This window comes from Shewanella canadensis (genome assembly GCF_003966225.1).
Classification (GTDB): Bacteria; Pseudomonadota; Gammaproteobacteria; order Enterobacterales; family Shewanellaceae; genus Shewanella; species Shewanella canadensis.
The window spans coordinates 171,761-186,826 of record NZ_RXNU01000004.1 but is presented as its reverse complement, the minus strand read 5'-3'; the positions used below and the strand labels follow the sequence as shown (position 1 = coordinate 186,826).

At 43.9% G+C, this 15,066-nt stretch carries 16 protein-coding genes and 1 tRNA gene; 10 read left to right on the top strand and 7 right to left on the bottom strand.

The genetic code is table 11. The features are described 5' to 3' along the window. The first annotated feature begins 21 nt into the window (after nt 1–21). From proC to EKG38_RS09290, 7 genes are all read left to right on the top strand, one after another. Nucleotides 22–840 carry a pyrroline-5-carboxylate reductase gene (proC, locus tag EKG38_RS09320; protein WP_126519987.1) on the top strand — a complete coding sequence of 273 codons (819 nt, stop codon included), beginning with the start codon at nt 22–24 and terminating at the stop codon, nt 838–840. Between the two features lie 44 nt (nt 841–884). Next, nucleotides 885–1,433 (top strand): YggT family protein, encoded by a 549-nt coding sequence (locus EKG38_RS09315; protein WP_126519986.1) that lies wholly within the window; start codon nt 885–887, stop codon nt 1,431–1,433. Beyond that, a complete protein-coding gene (gene yggU, locus EKG38_RS09310; RefSeq protein WP_126519985.1) occupies nt 1,433–1,720 on the top strand; it encodes a DUF167 family protein YggU in 288 nt (95 codons plus the stop codon). The genes EKG38_RS09315 and yggU overlap by 1 nt, the downstream gene beginning before the upstream one ends. 101 nt (nt 1,721–1,821) lie before the next feature. Continuing rightward, nucleotides 1,822–2,256: a DUF4426 domain-containing protein gene (locus EKG38_RS09305; RefSeq protein WP_126519984.1), complete on the top strand. Its 435-nt coding sequence runs from the start codon at nt 1,822–1,824 to the stop codon at nt 2,254–2,256. A gap of 200 nt (nt 2,257–2,456) precedes the next feature. Continuing rightward, nucleotides 2,457–3,059 carry an RdgB/HAM1 family non-canonical purine NTP pyrophosphatase gene (gene rdgB, locus EKG38_RS09300; protein ID WP_126519983.1) on the top strand — a complete coding sequence of 201 codons (603 nt, stop codon included), beginning with the start codon at nt 2,457–2,459 and terminating at the stop codon, nt 3,057–3,059. 142 nt (nt 3,060–3,201) lie between these two features. Then, nucleotides 3,202–4,338: a radical SAM family heme chaperone HemW gene (hemW, locus tag EKG38_RS09295; RefSeq protein WP_126519982.1), complete on the top strand. Its 1,137-nt coding sequence runs from the start codon at nt 3,202–3,204 to the stop codon at nt 4,336–4,338. 144 nt (nt 4,339–4,482) lie between these two features. Next, on the top strand, nt 4,483–6,324 hold the full coding sequence (locus EKG38_RS09290) for a DUF885 domain-containing protein (RefSeq protein WP_126519981.1): 1,842 nt from the start codon (nt 4,483–4,485) through the stop codon (nt 6,322–6,324). Nucleotides 6,325–7,050: 726 nt separating this feature from the next. Here the strand turns inward: EKG38_RS09290 and EKG38_RS09285 are convergent. The 5 genes from EKG38_RS09285 to trmB all read right to left on the bottom strand — a co-directional run bounded on the left by EKG38_RS09285 (nt 7,051) and on the right by trmB (nt 11,598). Further along, a complete protein-coding gene (locus tag EKG38_RS09285) occupies nt 7,051–7,992 on the bottom strand; it encodes a LysR family transcriptional regulator (protein WP_126519980.1) in 942 nt (313 codons plus the stop codon). Nucleotides 7,993–8,440: 448 nt separating this feature from the next. After that, on the bottom strand, nt 8,441–9,274 hold the full coding sequence (locus EKG38_RS09280) for a YggN family protein (RefSeq protein WP_126519979.1): 834 nt from the start codon (nt 9,272–9,274) through the stop codon (nt 8,441–8,443). A 251-nt stretch (nt 9,275–9,525) separates the two neighbouring features. After that, the gene (glsB, locus tag EKG38_RS09275; RefSeq protein ID WP_126519978.1) at nt 9,526–10,440 is read right to left on the bottom strand and encodes a glutaminase B; all 915 of its coding nucleotides are present in this window, start codon (nt 10,438–10,440) and stop codon (nt 9,526–9,528) included. Continuing rightward, complete coding sequence (locus EKG38_RS09270) at nt 10,440–10,763, bottom strand: YggL family protein (RefSeq protein ID WP_126519977.1); 324 nt, start codon at nt 10,761–10,763, stop codon at nt 10,440–10,442. Before EKG38_RS09270 ends, glsB begins: the two co-directional genes overlap by 1 nt. 118 nt (nt 10,764–10,881) lie before the next feature. Beyond that, the gene (gene trmB / locus EKG38_RS09265; protein WP_126519976.1) at nt 10,882–11,598 is read right to left on the bottom strand and encodes a tRNA (guanosine(46)-N7)-methyltransferase TrmB; all 717 of its coding nucleotides are present in this window, start codon (nt 11,596–11,598) and stop codon (nt 10,882–10,884) included. Nucleotides 11,599–11,814: 216 nt separating this feature from the next. Between trmB and mutY the strand changes: the two genes are divergently transcribed. Both mutY and EKG38_RS09255 read left to right on the top strand, forming a co-directional pair. After that, nucleotides 11,815–12,927, top strand: coding sequence for an A/G-specific adenine glycosylase (gene mutY / locus EKG38_RS09260; protein WP_439332649.1), 1,113 nt, complete (start codon nt 11,815–11,817; stop codon nt 12,925–12,927). Between the two features lie 2 nt (nt 12,928–12,929). After that, entirely contained in the window at nt 12,930–13,208 is a 279-nt protein-coding gene (locus EKG38_RS09255; protein WP_126504003.1) for an oxidative damage protection protein, read from the top strand. Between the two features lie 141 nt (nt 13,209–13,349). On the opposite strand, the gene EKG38_RS09250 is transcribed toward EKG38_RS09255, so the two are convergent. Then, complete coding sequence (locus tag EKG38_RS09250) at nt 13,350–13,925, bottom strand: YceI family protein (protein WP_126519975.1); 576 nt, start codon at nt 13,923–13,925, stop codon at nt 13,350–13,352. Nucleotides 13,926–14,009: 84 nt separating this feature from the next. Further along, nucleotides 14,010–14,561 carry a cytochrome b gene (locus EKG38_RS09245; RefSeq protein ID WP_126519974.1) on the bottom strand — a complete coding sequence of 184 codons (552 nt, stop codon included), beginning with the start codon at nt 14,559–14,561 and terminating at the stop codon, nt 14,010–14,012. A 394-nt stretch (nt 14,562–14,955) separates the two neighbouring features. Between EKG38_RS09245 and EKG38_RS09240 the strand changes: the two genes are divergently transcribed. After that, nucleotides 14,956–15,031, top strand: a tRNA-Phe gene (locus tag EKG38_RS09240). Nucleotides 15,032–15,066 lie beyond the last annotated feature (35 nt).

The following is a 15,066-nucleotide window of genomic DNA, read 5'->3' as shown; positions in this document are numbered from 1 at the left end:
AGAGATAATAAGAGATGTCACATGGTTGAGAAGAAGTTGTGTTTTATCGGGGCAGGAAACATGACCCGCAGCATTACCAGCGGGCTAGTAAAAAGCGGCTATACTCCGTCACTCATTCACGCGACTAACCCAAGCGTCGGTAAATTAAACGATCTCAAGCGGGACCTCAATATTCAGGTTTCCCATGATAACCTTGCAGCGGCCAAAGAGGCCGATGTCATCGTCTTGAGTGTAAAGCCCCATTTTATGCAGGCCGTCTGCGAGCAGCTCAGTACGCTCGACCTATCAAAAAAGCTCGTTATTACAATAGCCGCAGGTATTACCGCTAATCGTTATAACGATTATTTCGGACAAGAGATCAAACTTATCCGTACAATGCCCAATACCCCAACTCAAATTGGTGTCGGTATGACGGGGTTATATGCTGGCGACAATATTTCAGAACAGCAAAAACGGTTCTGTGAACAACTGATGTTAAGTGGTGGCAAAATCGTCTGGGTAGAGAAGGAGGAGGAGCTAAATCAGGTTATTGCCCTGGCAGGCAGCTCTCCTGCATATTTCTTTCTGTTTATGGAAGCCATGATAGCTAACGCAACCAACTCTGGAATGGATGAGCTCAAGGCCAGAGCCTTAGTTCAGCAAGCCGCGCTTGGTGCTGCCGAAATGGTGATTCAAAACCCGGAGCTTTCCGCCGCGCAACTCAGGGAAAATGTCACCTCTAAAGGCGGGACAACGGCTCAGGCGATTGCCGCCTTTGAATCTGGTAATATCAGAGGACTGGTGAGCAAAGCGATGGATGACTGTGTCGCCCGCGCTCAAGAGATGGCTGAGCAATATTAATTTCGATAGTACTAACTTTCAACATTATAGAATAGAGCATACTTATGAATGCATTAAGTTTTTTAATCAGTACCGTTTTTGATCTTTACCTGATGGTTGTGATTCTCCGAATTTGGCTTCAACTCGCTAAGGCCGATTTTTACAATCCATTCAGTCAGTTTATTGTAAAAGCTACCCATCCGATTGTCGCGCCTATGCGCCGTGTTCTCCCCTCCATAGGTGGGTTTGATACGGCATCGGTATTACTTGCCCTTATGGTCGTCGTGGCTAAATTTGTTATCCTTAGTCTCATCGTCGGCGCAGCCATCGATATTCTAACAATTTTGTTAGTTGCCGTCGTATCTGTCTTTAAAGAGGCTGGAGTATTGCTCTTCTGGATGCTGATCATTCGAGCCATATTAAGCTGGGTCAGCCAAGGTCATAACCCTATTGAGATGGTCATGGGACAGTTAACCGAACCTTTCCTGTCGCCAATACGTCGCATGCTCCCTTCTATGGGCGGGTTAGACCTGTCATTACTCGTAATGATGATCATCCTTAACTTCGTCAATATCTTGCTAGCGCAATATGTACCTTTCTGGGCAAACGTATAGTGCTTCCCGTCTCTAAGCAGCAGGATGACCTGCTGCTTAATCTCTATATTCAACCCAAAGCCAGTCGGGACCAGATTGTAGGGGTTCATGGAGAGGAGCTTAAAATAGCCATCACAGCCCCTCCGGTCGATGGTAAGGCGAACGCTCACCTCATCAAATACCTGTCGAAAGCCTTTAAGGTGCCTAAGGGGGATATCATGATCCTCAAAGGGCAATTAGGCAGGCATAAACAGATAAAAATACTTTCACCCAGGCTTATCCCTCAGATTATCAACGCCCTGTTATAGATGTTTTTGTAACACAATGAGTGGTATAACAGCGTTTAATGATGTAAACACCTATACTTTAGTCATCCACGTAGATAGAACGGATAACACAGGAGCCAGTCATGTTCAGAGCTATTTTATCAGCACTAATTCTCACTCTCGCCTTCGTCGGCAACGTTTCAGCAGAACAGAAGCAGAAGGTAGGTAACTTCGATATTCACTACGTCGCCTTTGGCAGCACATTTCTCACTCCCACTATTGCTAAGTCGTACGGCATTAAACGCAGTAGTTATACGGGGATCATCAATGTATCTGTGCTCGACACCAGCCAAGAGGGGAATCCTCCTGTTGCGGTTGAAATTTCAGGCATTGCTAATAACCTTCTGGATGCGCGTATCAATCTAGAGTTCAGGGAGATCCGTGAAGCTGATGCTATCTACTATGTCGCAGAAGTCCCCTACCGTGATGATCAGGTGATCAACTTTAAAATCGCAATCAAATATCAGAATAAACTCAATACACAGTTGAAGTTCAAACAGAAGTTCTACGTAGAATAAATCTTGTTTCTGGCTAGCTCTGCCACTTTAGATTTGACCGATTACTGTTTTCAATAACCTCCTTCGGGAGGTTATTCTTTATCTCCCCCCCTTCACGGACTGTCGTTTCAGCGATTTCACGTGATCATGACTACCGTTTCCCTCTCTGCTTAGTTATCATTGCGCCCAACTATTGAACTCCAGTCTTTTAAAGGTATCTCATGGATAAATTTGTCCTCGCCAGTGGTAACAAAGGCAAGCTTAAAGAATTTTCAGAAATATTTGCTCAGTATGGTGTAGAGGTCCTTCCTCAAAGCCAGTTTAATGTCGAAGAGGTTCCGGAGACAGGCACTACTTTCGTCGAAAATGCCATTATTAAGGCCCGTCATGCAGCAGAAGTAACCGGGCTTGCGGCGATTGCCGATGACTCAGGACTCGAAGTTGACCTGCTAGATGGGCAACCTGGGATATATTCGGCCCGATATGCCGGAGAAGAAGCCAGTGCAACCGATAACTATGAAAAATTGTTGGAAGCCCTGAAAGAGAATCAAGAAGGCAGAACGGCGAGATTTCAATGCATCCTTGTCTACATGCGCCATGCAAAAGACCCGACTCCCATCATCTGCCAAGCCTCCTGGGAAGGTAGGATAGGCTTCGAAGTCAAAGGTGCAAATGGCCATGGCTACGATCCGATATTCATTCCCAATGAGCAGCAGTGCACAGCAGCTGAGCTTTCCAGTGATGAGAAAAACCGCCTCAGCCATCGCGGAAAGGCGATGTCAAAGTTAATTGATGCAATGCAAAAGCAAGGCATACTCATTTAATGCAAGCCAAGCCACCACTAAACCTTGATCTTCTTAGGGAGCATGAAATTGAACACCTCCCTAATTGGCTTCCGACGGCTCCAGCCTGTTCTATGGGTTTTCGAAACATGAATATATCGACGCAACAGCAAGGCACACTTATATGTTAACTCTCCCTCCACTCAGCCTATACGTTCACATTCCCTGGTGTGTGCAGAAGTGCCCTTATTGCGACTTTAACTCCCATGGTCAGCATGGAGAGTTACCACAACAAGCGTACATCGATGCTCTTATCGCTGATTTGAAAAACGATATTCAATATGTTCAGGGACGAAAATTACACTCGATTTTCATCGGTGGTGGCACTCCTTCACTTTTTGATGCAGCTCAAATAGCAAGATTACTGACTCAGATATCTCTACTTATCCCCTTCAGCGAGCAGATAGAGATAAGCATGGAAGCCAACCCGGGTACATTAGAGCATGATGATTTTAAAGCCTACTATCAGGCCGGTGTGACACGATTATCGATCGGTGTACAGAGCTTCTCCAGTGACAAGTTAAATTTACTGGGACGAATACATGATAAAGATGAAGCTAGGGTCGCCGCTCGTAAAGCTTCTGAGGCTGGCTATAACAGCTTTAATCTGGATCTTATGCATGGACTCCCCAATCAGAGCTTTGATGAGGCTATGGCCGATATTGAGACTGCAGCCGCACTTAATCCACCACACCTATCCTGGTACCAGTTGACCATAGAACAAAATACCCTGTTTCACTCTAAGCCGCCTCAATTGCCGGATGATGAAGCGCTATGGAAGATCTATGAACAAGGCCAGAAAAAACTGGCAAGCTTAGGTTATGAGCAGTATGAGATCTCCGCCTATGCCAAACCCGGCTACCAGTGCCAACACAACATCAACTATTGGCAATTTGGTGACTACCTCGGCATAGGATGTGGCGCTCATGGAAAGGTGACGCTTTTGGATTCCAATAAAATAATCCGGACAGTCAAAATTAAACACCCAAAAGGATATTTGGCTGCACAAAACTATACCTTCGATGCCACTGAGGTCCCCGAAGATGAGAGAGCGCTCGAGTACCTGATGAACCGTTTTCGCCTCATCTCTCCAATCCCTAAGAGTGAGTTTGAACAAAGAACCGGCCTATCTCGTACCGTTATCAAAGAGGGCATTGCGAAAGCAAAGGCAAAATCCTTGCTAGTTGAGAATGAAGAATATTGGGAATTAACATCAAAGGGTCAGTTATTTGTCAACGAGCTGCTGTCACAATTTTGCTAACGTCCCACCATTTTGAGGGAACTAAAAGCACATTTAGCTCCTTAAGAAACATCTGCTAACACTTAGATCAAAACTTTAACGAAAAGCTTCATTAGGATTAGCCTTCAGTTTTTAATAACAATAAGACTAAGACAGATCCTAATTATGCCTATAAGAACAAAAAACAGCATACTCGCCCTAGCTTTAACCACCATTATCGGCGGCCCTGCCATTGCCGCCCCTTCGCAACCTCCTTTAAGCCCCGGTGAACCCATAACTCAAAAAGCTGAAAATGAGTCAGAGAAGGCCAACGCACTGTTTGAAACCATCTTCATGGAAAATGTGATGCAGAGTCCGATATATCAGACTCGCTTAGGTATCAAGAATGACTACGACAAGTGGGATGATAGAGGTGAGGAAGCCGACTCTAAATCATTGGCGCGCACCAAACGTCATCTCACACAGCTTGAGCAGATTGATGTCACCAAGCTGGATGAGCAAACGCGCCTCAGCTTTAATCTCCTCAATCAAAAACTGAAGCAAGAAGTTAAAGACTATCAATGGCGCTTTCATAATTATCCGGTCAACCAGATGTATGGTGGCCACACGATGATCGCCTCTTTTTTAATTAATCAGCACCAGATCGACAATATCTCAGATGCCCAAGCCTACATTAGCCGACTCCAGGGAGTACCCGAATACCTTAACCAACTGGAAAGAGCACTGGTGATCCGGGCGGAGAAAGGCATTATTGCCCCACGATTCGTATTTCCCCATGTCCTATCCGGCAGCAAGAATATCATCGAAGGTGCACCATTCGACTCCGGCGAAGACAGCGCTATCTGGGCCGATTTCAAGCGTAAAGTTGAGAAGTTGAATATAGAAAGTAGTGATAAGAAGCGGCTATTAACTGAAGCCAAGCAAGCCCTGTTAACTCAAGTTGAGCCTGCTTATGAGAAGTTAATTTCCTATATCGCTGAACTTGCAACCAAGGCCGATAGCCGTGACGGAGTTTGGAAATTTCCCCAAGGTGAACAGTACTATAACAACGCATTGGCACGTACCACGACAACCGATATGACAGCCGAGCAGATCCACGAACTGGGTCTGAAGGAGGTCGCTCGTATTCATAACGAGATGCGCGAGATCATGAAGAAAGTGAATTTCGAAGGCGATCTGCCCGCCTTCTTTGAATTCATGCGAGAAGATAAACAGTTCTATTACCCCGCAACGGATGAAGGACGTGATGCCTATTTAAACCAGGCGATCACGCTTATAGATACCATCTCTTCGCGATTAGACGAGGTTTTTAACGTTAAACCTCAAGCACCTATGATTGTCAAACGCGTTGAAGCATTCAGAGAAAAGTCGGCGGGTAAGGCTTTTTATAATCAACCCACTCCAGATGGCAGCAGACCCGGCACTTACTATGCGAACCTCTATGATATGGATGCCATGCCTAAGTATCAAATGGAAGCATTAGCCTATCATGAGGGCACACCTGGGCATCATATGCAGATAGCCATTGCACAAGAGCTTGAGGGAGTACCCAAATTCAGAAAATTTGGGGGTTATACGGCCTATATTGAAGGTTGGGGGCTATACAGTGAGTTTTTCCCTAAGGAGATGGGACTCTATTCCGATCCCTACTCTGATTTCGGCCGACTCGCGATGGAGCTATGGCGCTCTTGCCGATTAGTTGTCGATACGGGTATGCATACCAAGAGATGGACCCGTGAAGAGTCGATCAATTATTATGTTGAAAATACACCTAACGCAGAGTCTGATGCGATTAAGATGGTTGAACGCCATGTAGTCATGCCATCACAAGCCACGGCCTATAAAATCGGCATGCTAAAAATACTCGAATTGAGGGAAAAGGCTAAACACGCCCTAGGTAACAAGTTTGATATCAGAGATTTCCATACTCTCGTGTTGCAAAACGGGCCTCTGCCATTAGACGTACTCGAAGAGCAGATAGATCAGTGGGTTTCCCGAGAGGGTTAATAGCGACCTGTATCTGTTAATCCAGGATAACCGAATCAGAATTCAGGGCTGAAACTGAAAATAAAAAAGCCAGTTGGAAATTCCAACTGGCTAAATAAAAACAGTTAATAAATTTTGAAACTTAATAAGACGTTAAAAAGTACAAAATCAAGCTGACTCTTCAAATGATCTATCTTAACGTATTTAGTGATCTTACTTATTCTTAGTAAATAACTCTAATGTAGGATACAGAAAGACAAATTTTTCACTTAAAGAAAAATACCCCGGTATAAACCGGGGTAAAACCAAAACTAGGATGATGGTTTCAAGGCTGACACTGTTTTAGTTCTTAAACCTCTGCCAGCATCGATTTGGGCTGCGTTAATCGCTAATCTGCATAAATGAATCAAGAGGGGTCATTCTTAACAAACTTACGGGGGTCAGATCTTCCCAAATCAACTAGTTACAATTGTATGAGTTTAAGAACAAAGCGCAAGACAAATCCCCGCAAATCATTAGCAACACCTTAATAAGCTGGTGATATATAACCAATCCAGGCCAGTCACAAGCCTATGTTTTAGCTGTAAAAAAGCCTCACCCAATTAGCGGGTAAGGCTTATCATCCTTTATAGGAAACAATGTTTCCTATAAATGCTGTAAACTGATTCTATTGATGGATAAGTTATTACCCAATCAGCGGCTTACATTTAACACCTTTCATTTAGCTCTTTTCATTTAAATAGGAGGCTACTTTCGTTTTGCATATAATTCGGCATAGGGCTCATCCCAATAAGGAGGAGAACCGATATGTCCTTTAATAAAGTCAATGAAAGCGCTGACTTTAGGAGCTAAATGCTTTCTTCTTGGGTACACCGCCTGTAGAGGCAGGTGATGAGTTAACTGGCAATCTTGCAGCAAGGGAACTAAGGTCCCTTTTGCGACTTCATCTTCAAGCAGATAACTTGCCAGATAAACCACGCCTAAGCCACTGACTGCAGCAGACTTTAATGCGGGTGCATTATCGACTCTGAAGTTACCGGATACACCAATTTCGCAATAATCGTCACCCTGTTTAAACTGCCAGACACTATGCTCATGCCATTCACCTTGATAAACAAGACAGTTATGATCGACTAACTGCTCGGGACGATCCGGTTGACCATGCAACTTGATATATTCAGGAGATGCAGCGAGTAAAAACTGACACTTCATCAAAGGTCTGGCAACCATACCTAATGGTAATTGCTCCGACATGGTGAGTAGTAGGTCCAAGCCTTCACTGACAACATCGACTTTATGATCCAGCAGACTCACCTGTAGTTCCAACTCTGGGTGCGTCGTCATGAACTCAGGTAAAGCAGGAATTATATGCATAGTACCAAAGGACTGAGAGATCCCCACCTTGAGTACCCCACGAGTTGCATCATTAAGATTATGAACACTGGCAATGGCCTGTTCGGCATCTCGGAGTAACTCTTCACCTTGGGTATATAATAGCTGTCCGGCTTCGGTCAAGCTCAAGCTTCGCGTAGTACGCTGTATAAGCTGAACACCCAATTTATGTTCCAGATCGGCAACTTGAGTACTCACCTTGGACTTAGAAATCCCCAATTTTCTTGCTGCGGAACTAAAGCTGCCGGCACGGGCAACATGAGTAAAAATTGCGATAGGTTCCAATAGTTCTAACATGTAAATCGCCTTAAGGTGTTTACGACACTAACAATACTTACATTAAGTAAGGGAAACCGAATCAAAAAGAATCAAACACAATCCTTTTAAAACAGTCACTTATTTCATAAAAGCACACTAGAGTAGAGTCAGACGCCTGACCGAGTTCACTAGCAAAAAGGTCAGTTTTCTTATTTTTTCTAAGTATACCAAAGATTTGTGCTTTGATTCTAATACCTATTTTTTTTGTCTTAAGTTTTACATCAGACAATGCTAGGCGATCAGTCCAAACTTAGTCAAAACAACCAAGGTGTGAAGGCAGGATTATGCAGGCTCAGCTCAAATATCAATCTGATAAATAGCACCATATACCATCAAAAACAAAACGAAAAAAACCCGTATTCGAGAATACGGGCCTGTTGCAATAATTGGTGGGAGGCAACAAATAGTCCAGGTTTTTATCAAGATGTTACTCAAGCAATTTTCTGGCAGGAGCGTCAATTAAACGATATTGGCTCAGCTCCGGGACTTCTGCTCTTAAGTTTTGCTCCAGGGCGATCAGGTATTGAAAGTTATCACACATTTTATCGGCTCTTTTTTCGAGATCTTTGGTCTGCGCTTCCATCTGCATCTCAATATCTTGGCCTACATTTTCCATTTTCTTAGAAAAAGACTCCATTTTCTGCTCGAAAGAATCTCCATCTCCCGAAAGCATCTCACTGCCTAAGCTAACCATCATAGTTCCCACTGAGCTTCTAACCAGCTCTTCCATCTCCTTTTCAAACTCTTCACCAAAGGTATCTTCCAGTGAGGATTGCGTCGATCCAAGATAAAATTTATCACCATGTTGGTAGGCAACCTGCTCGACTCGCTCCTCTAAACCGTCCATCATCTCATCCAGTTTAGCGCCTGCGGAATCTCCAAGTAATGGTGTTAACGCCATACTCGCTGCCGATGAGGCAATGCCGACGGCATCGTGCACCAGTGCGATAACCTCTGGAAGCTGAGTTGAGACCTCATCTGAATATTGAGTCAATAATGCCTTCTGCTTACTATTTAGCGAAACCTCTTTGCCATCGACATAAAGTTTATCTAACTCAATTCGATATACCTCTGAGCTACCTTCACTTACCGTGACCATTTGAGGTTCAACGGCGACGTCATAATTTAGTGCAACCTCACATTGCTTATTATGGTTTTGATATGAGTTTGACGAATGCTCCTCATGAGCCGATACAGAGGTCATGGTACTAGCCGCAAAAAGAACTGCAGAGATCCCCATAGAAGTCGCTAATTTTCTCATCGAATTTTTCCTTAAATTTATTATTCCAGAAGAGTTTTGATGAGTGAGGTAAACATTCACTCACCAACTCAAAATCTCATATATATAAGGATATAGCACAAGGCGTGCCAAATTGGTAATAAGCTGATTACAAAGGGATTTACTTATAATTTTAAGAAGACAGCCTGTTAGATATTAGTAAATAAAACCAATTTTTGGCCAATTTACTAAGCTCGAAAGCTCCCCAAACAATCCGAAAAATGAAAGATAAACTAGAAGATTGAACGTCCGAGGCGTTGACAGAACTCTTCGAGTGCAGCAGTTCCGGCTAGTGAGTTACCATTTAAATCTAACTCCGGAGACCAAACACATACAGACATGTCACCCGGGATCACGGCAATAATTCCGCCACCGACGCCACTTTTACCTGGCATACCGACTCGATAGGCAAATTCGCCGGCACCATCATACAAACCGGAAGTGGCTAATAAAGCGTTCATTTGACGTGTTTGTACAGGAGAGATTAGCTGCTTACCGGTCAGATTTTTGCCACGGTTAGCTAGATATAACATAGCCTTAGATAGATCCGCACAGCTCATGCGAATAGCGCATGAATGAAAATAACTTCGTAATACGGTATCAACATCATTGTTAAAATTACCGAATGACTTCATCAGATAAGCAATTGCCGCATTTCTTGCGCTGTGTTCATATTCGGAATTAGCCACAACCTTATCTGAGATAAGCTTCTGGTTACCACTGAGGTGACGAATACTCTCAAGCATTCGGTGCTTCGGGGCCCCTAGTCTGGATTGTATGAGATCAGAAATGACTAAGGCACCGGCATTAATAAAAGGGTTTCTCGGCAGCCCACGCTCTAACTCCACCTGAACCAGAGAGTTAAACGACTGACCCGATGGTTCTTTACCTACCCGAGACCAAATTTCATTCTCTTCATATAAAGTTAAAGCCATTGTAAGGCTAAATACTTTTGAAATACTCTGAATCGAGAAGGGCTCGAGATAATCTCCAGCCCCTATCGTAGTTCCATCTATAGTTGTAACTGCTATTCCTATCTTGTTTGGATCGACACTCGCAAGGGCCGGAATATAGTCTGCAACTTTTCCCTGTCCAAGCAGAGGCCGAACCTTATCGACCACCTGCTCTAACAAGGCCTGTTCAGGCATTAGCTCCACCAGATATCGTATAGGTCACTAACGACGACATCAGAAACTTTCTGTCCTTCCCAAAATGCAATCGCAGTAGCACGGTCATCTTCGGTACATTTACCAATATCCTGAGTAGCGATAATACCTTCCCACTGCTTATGACCGCCTCCATGGAAACCTAAATCACGCGGCTCAATCACTTCATCAATAAATTGATCGACCACTGAATCGATCTGCTCTTCAGAAACTGACTCATCAAATGTCCAGTTGATATCGAAACCAAACTCTTGAAACTCATCTACTCGCAATTTTTTACGCAAACGACGGCTACGTGTTGCCATTGTAATTCCCACCTTAATTAACATGATTTTTTAAAAAGAGTACTATACCCAAGCCACTTCAAAATGCTCGTTTGGGTATAACTAATAAATATTCGTAAAAATAGAGTCAACGACGAACTCAGTCGATACGCTCAAACATTATGTCCCATACACCATGGCCGAGTCTGTGACCTCTGGCCTCAAACTTAGTTAGTGGTCTATGGCCCGGACGTTCTACAACATCCCCTGTCAGCGACTGATTCTTATAGCCTTCTGCAGCGTCCATGACTTCCAGCATGTGCTCGCTATAATTTTCCCAGTCCGTAGCAAGATGGAAAACACCACCGAGCTTTAAGGTACTGCGAATTAATTGCGCAAATTCTGGTTGAACAATACGACGCTTATGGTGGCGCTTCTTGTGCCAAGGATCTGGGAAGAAAAGCTGCACTCGAGCAAGCGATCCCTTCACAATACTATTTTCCAGTACTTCGATAGCATCATGATGGAAGACACGTAAGTTAGTCACTCCAGCTTCTCCGGCAACGCTCAGACAAGCTCCCACACCAGGTTTATGAACTTCAATACCGATAAAGTTCAGTTCAGGAGAGGCTTTCGCCATTTCAACAAGAGAAGCTCCCATACCAAAGCCAATCTCTAGCACTGTATCGGCATCTCTACCAAAAATTTCTTTCAAATCTAATGGTTCAGGAGAGTAATCAAGACCCATCGCTGGCCAATGTTGCTCCATAGCGGCGGCTTGACCTTTAGTTAATCGGCCTTCTCTTAATACAAAGCTTCTTACTTTGCGAAGGTACTTACCTTCTTCATTAAACTCCGCAGTTGTCACGTCGCTCATTATCGCCCTCGATCTTGGCATGGTTAATAGAAAACTAGGGCATTATCCAAAGATCATCAATCAGTGCAAGCCCAATATACTTAACTGTTCGTAAATAAGTGACCAAAGTATACCAAGTTTCACAAACAGTGCGAACGGCACGCCCCTATTTCGCCGTTACAGTTAAAAACATAGCTTGTCTCTATTAGCCATGATAGATAGACTTCGCGTCATATAATGATGACAAGTTTAAATGTTCCTAATATGCCGTCAAACAACTCCAACTCTTCCAGCAACAGATCTTTCTCTAGCCGCATCGTCGACTGGTACGATAAATTTGGCCGCAAACACCTGCCTTGGCAGATAGACAAGACACCTTACAAAGTATGGGTATCGGAGATCATGCTGCAACAAACCCAAGTTAGCACGGTGATCCCTTACTATCTGAAGTTTATGGAACGTTTTCCGGACATTCAATCACTTGCAGATGCACCACAAGATGAAGTACTGCACCACTGGACCGGGCTTGGCTATTACGCTCGCGCCCGAAATCTGCATAAGTCGGCTCAGACGATCCGCGATGAACACGCCGGTAGCTTCCCAACCGACTTTGAACAGGTGCTGGCGCTTCCCGGCATAGGTCGCTCGACTGCCGGAGCGGTACTCTCACTCTCATTGGCGCAGCATCATCCGATACTCGATGGCAACGTAAAACGCGTACTAGCCCGTCACGGCGCTATCGAAGGTTGGCCTGGAAAGAAAACAGTCGAAAACAGGCTTTGGGAGTTAACCGACAGATTAACTCCACAACGAAATGTTCAGAAATATAACCAGGCCATGATGGATATTGGCGCCTCGATCTGCTCTCGTTCTAAACCCGCTTGTTCCCAGTGCCCGGTAGCAATAGATTGTCAGGCTCAATTATCTGGAAGACAAACCGAATATCCGGGTAAAAAACCTAAGAAAATTTCGCCTGAAAGAACTGCCTTCATGTTGGTCTTATCAAAAGGTAGTGACACTCTGCTAGAGAAACGTCCCCCTGCGGGGATATGGGGAGGTTTATGGTGCTTCCCTGAGTTTCCAAGCCGCCAGGAATTAGAGCTTTATCTGGTCGAAAATGGGTTAGACTCCGCTGAAATGGAAAACTTACCAGGCTTTAGGCATACTTTCAGCCATTTTCATCTGGATATCACTCCAATTTATATTCATGTCGACGGCTGGAGAGATAACCAGATCATGGAAGATAAGCCGTCACTCTGGTATAACTTACCCAATCCCCCTAAAGTTGGTTTAGCCGCTGCAACAGAGCGAATTTTAGCCAGCTTAGGTTCTGTATTAATTAAGGAGTAATCATGGCTCGCACTGTTAACTGCGTCTATCTGAAAAAAGAATCTGAAGGCCTCGGGTTTCAACTTTATCCGGGTGAGCTGGGTAAGCGCATTTTCGATAACGTCAGCAAAGAAGCCTGGGCTCTTTGGCAATCGAAGCAGACCATGCTTATCAATGAGAAGAAACTCAACATGATGAATGTGGATGATAGAAAGTTTCTTGAAGAGCAGATGATCAACTTCCTCTTTGAAGGAAAAGAGGTAGAGATCGAAGGCTACGTCCCTCAAAAAGATGATGAGTAACTAATAGAAAGTCCAGACACAGAGTTAATTTCTACCCATCCATGGGAAATTCACATAAGTGTTCCTGACACAAAAAAGCGCCGAATGGCGCTTTTTTATTAGGGGAAACTGGAGATAAGACTGGTGACAAAGTATGGAAACTTATTTCTTAATTCCTTCAACTACCAAGTCTAAGGTAACATGAGAAGAAGCAGGCCCTAGATCCATCTTGATATCATAATCTTTTAACGCAAATTCAGTGCTTCCGGTGAAACCGGCACGATATCCCCCCCAAGGGTCTTGACCCTCACCAATAGAATTTGCCTTTATCGCTATCGCCTTAGTGACTCCATTAAGAGTGAAGTCTCCATTAAGCACGAATGCACCATTACCCTGGTCAACAACCGAAGTAGAGGTAAATGTCGCTTGAGGAAATTTTCCTGTATTTAAAAAGTCAGGACTACGAAGATGCTTATCACGCTCAGCATGGTTGGAATCAACGCTGCTGGTATTAATAGTAACATTGACCTTAGCGTCTGATATCTTATCGGCATCAAAACTGAAGTCACCCTTAAAATCATTAAAGCGACCTGCGACAAAGCTGTAGCCTAAATGACTTACCTTAAACTGAATTGAAGCGTGGGCACCTTCAGTATCAATCGCATAATCCGCTGCCGCTGCCGAGCCACTCAGTAACAGAGAAGCTGTTAATGCTGTTGCTAATAAACCTTTTTTCATTGTATCTATCCTTCAATTAATATATTTAATTTTCACTATCTTTAACTTTTATCTAACTAAGCTAAGGTCGAAACCATTGAGTCTCTAACCTCTCTCGACTTTCACCATTCTAAGTAGCGTTGAATCTTTATCGATAAAGTGGTGCTTTAACGCCCCAAGAGCGTGTATCAGTGCCAAACCCACCAGACTATAGGCAGCGTACTGATGAACTAAGCCGGCGATATCGGCCTGATCATCGATAAATGCACCAAATCCGGGCAGTTCAAACCATTCAAATACCCAAATGCCACGGCTATCGGCCGTCGAAATAAGGTAACCGCTAAACATGATGAGCAATAACAGCAGGTAAATAGCTGAGTGTGCCAACTTCCCCGCCCTCTTCTCCCACGCTTTATGGTCCAGGTCACTGGCGGGTGTAGGGTTAAGCTGACGCCAAACTAACCTGAAGAGCGTAAGCATAAACAGCAACACACCAAAACTCTTATGTAGATGAGGTGCGGTTTTATACCAGGTGCTGTAATAGGTCAGATCGACCATCCAAAAGCCCACCACAAAAAGCCCTATCACTGCCAATGCTGAAACCCAATGGATTAATATTGCGATCTTTCCATAGGAATTTGCTGTGTTGCGAAACATAACCAACCTCATTGATAAATCATTCACTTCATCATACGTTCTATTTTTAAACTCTAAAATGTCGAAAAATTGGCTTGTAAGTTCTATTTTTTAGAACGTTGATGATTTTGTAACACTACAGGCATTATTTATATCGATTAATCAATGAAGTGTTATTACAGTAAGGTGAGTCATTTTCAGCCCAAACAGGGGCTTCGCAGACGAATAAAGCAGCCATTATCTGGGTATCGACTCGAGTTTGAACACTAACTAACCGAACAGTTGCTGGATTACAAAAAAGCACTTGCAGGAAAAATTACATCGCTATAAGATACGCGCACTCCAAACAAGACGGGTCATAAACAACCTGATTAATACTTTCGTTTAGAGTAGATGACTAACACTTAGTTTAGTTGCCCGAATAGCTCAGTCGGTAGAGCAGAGGATTGAAAATCCTCGTGTCCCTGGTTCGATTCCGGGTTCGGGCACCAATATTCACTGGTACACTTAGTTGTTTTGAGTTGCG

Coding starts and splice junctions, on each gene's coding strand:
- EKG38_RS09245 (WP_126519974.1), bottom strand. CDS start 14,561: ATGTTTCGCAACACAGCAAATTCCTATGGAAAGATCGCAATATTAATC.
- EKG38_RS09305 (WP_126519984.1), top strand. CDS start 1,822: ATGTTCAGAGCTATTTTATCAGCACTAATTCTCACTCTCGCCTTCGTC.
- EKG38_RS09285 (WP_126519980.1), bottom strand. CDS start 7,992: ATGTTAGAACTATTGGAACCTATCGCAATTTTTACTCATGTTGCCCGT.
- EKG38_RS09290 (WP_126519981.1), top strand. CDS start 4,483: ATGCCTATAAGAACAAAAAACAGCATACTCGCCCTAGCTTTAACCACC.
- EKG38_RS09250 (WP_126519975.1), bottom strand. CDS start 13,925: ATGAAAAAAGGTTTATTAGCAACAGCATTAACAGCTTCTCTGTTACTG.
- hemW (WP_126519982.1), top strand. CDS start 3,202: ATGTTAACTCTCCCTCCACTCAGCCTATACGTTCACATTCCCTGGTGT.
- EKG38_RS09270 (WP_126519977.1), bottom strand. CDS start 10,763: ATGGCAACACGTAGCCGTCGTTTGCGTAAAAAATTGCGAGTAGATGAG.
- EKG38_RS09280 (WP_126519979.1), bottom strand. CDS start 9,274: ATGAGAAAATTAGCGACTTCTATGGGGATCTCTGCAGTTCTTTTTGCG.
- glsB (WP_126519978.1), bottom strand. CDS start 10,440: ATGCCTGAACAGGCCTTGTTAGAGCAGGTGGTCGATAAGGTTCGGCCT.
- EKG38_RS09255 (WP_126504003.1), top strand. CDS start 12,930: ATGGCTCGCACTGTTAACTGCGTCTATCTGAAAAAAGAATCTGAAGGC.
- rdgB (WP_126519983.1), top strand. CDS start 2,457: ATGGATAAATTTGTCCTCGCCAGTGGTAACAAAGGCAAGCTTAAAGAA.
- mutY (WP_439332649.1), top strand. CDS start 11,815: ATGATGACAAGTTTAAATGTTCCTAATATGCCGTCAAACAACTCCAAC.
- EKG38_RS09315 (WP_126519986.1), top strand. CDS start 885: ATGAATGCATTAAGTTTTTTAATCAGTACCGTTTTTGATCTTTACCTG.
- proC (WP_126519987.1), top strand. CDS start 22: ATGGTTGAGAAGAAGTTGTGTTTTATCGGGGCAGGAAACATGACCCGC.
- trmB (WP_126519976.1), bottom strand. CDS start 11,598: ATGAGCGACGTGACAACTGCGGAGTTTAATGAAGAAGGTAAGTACCTT.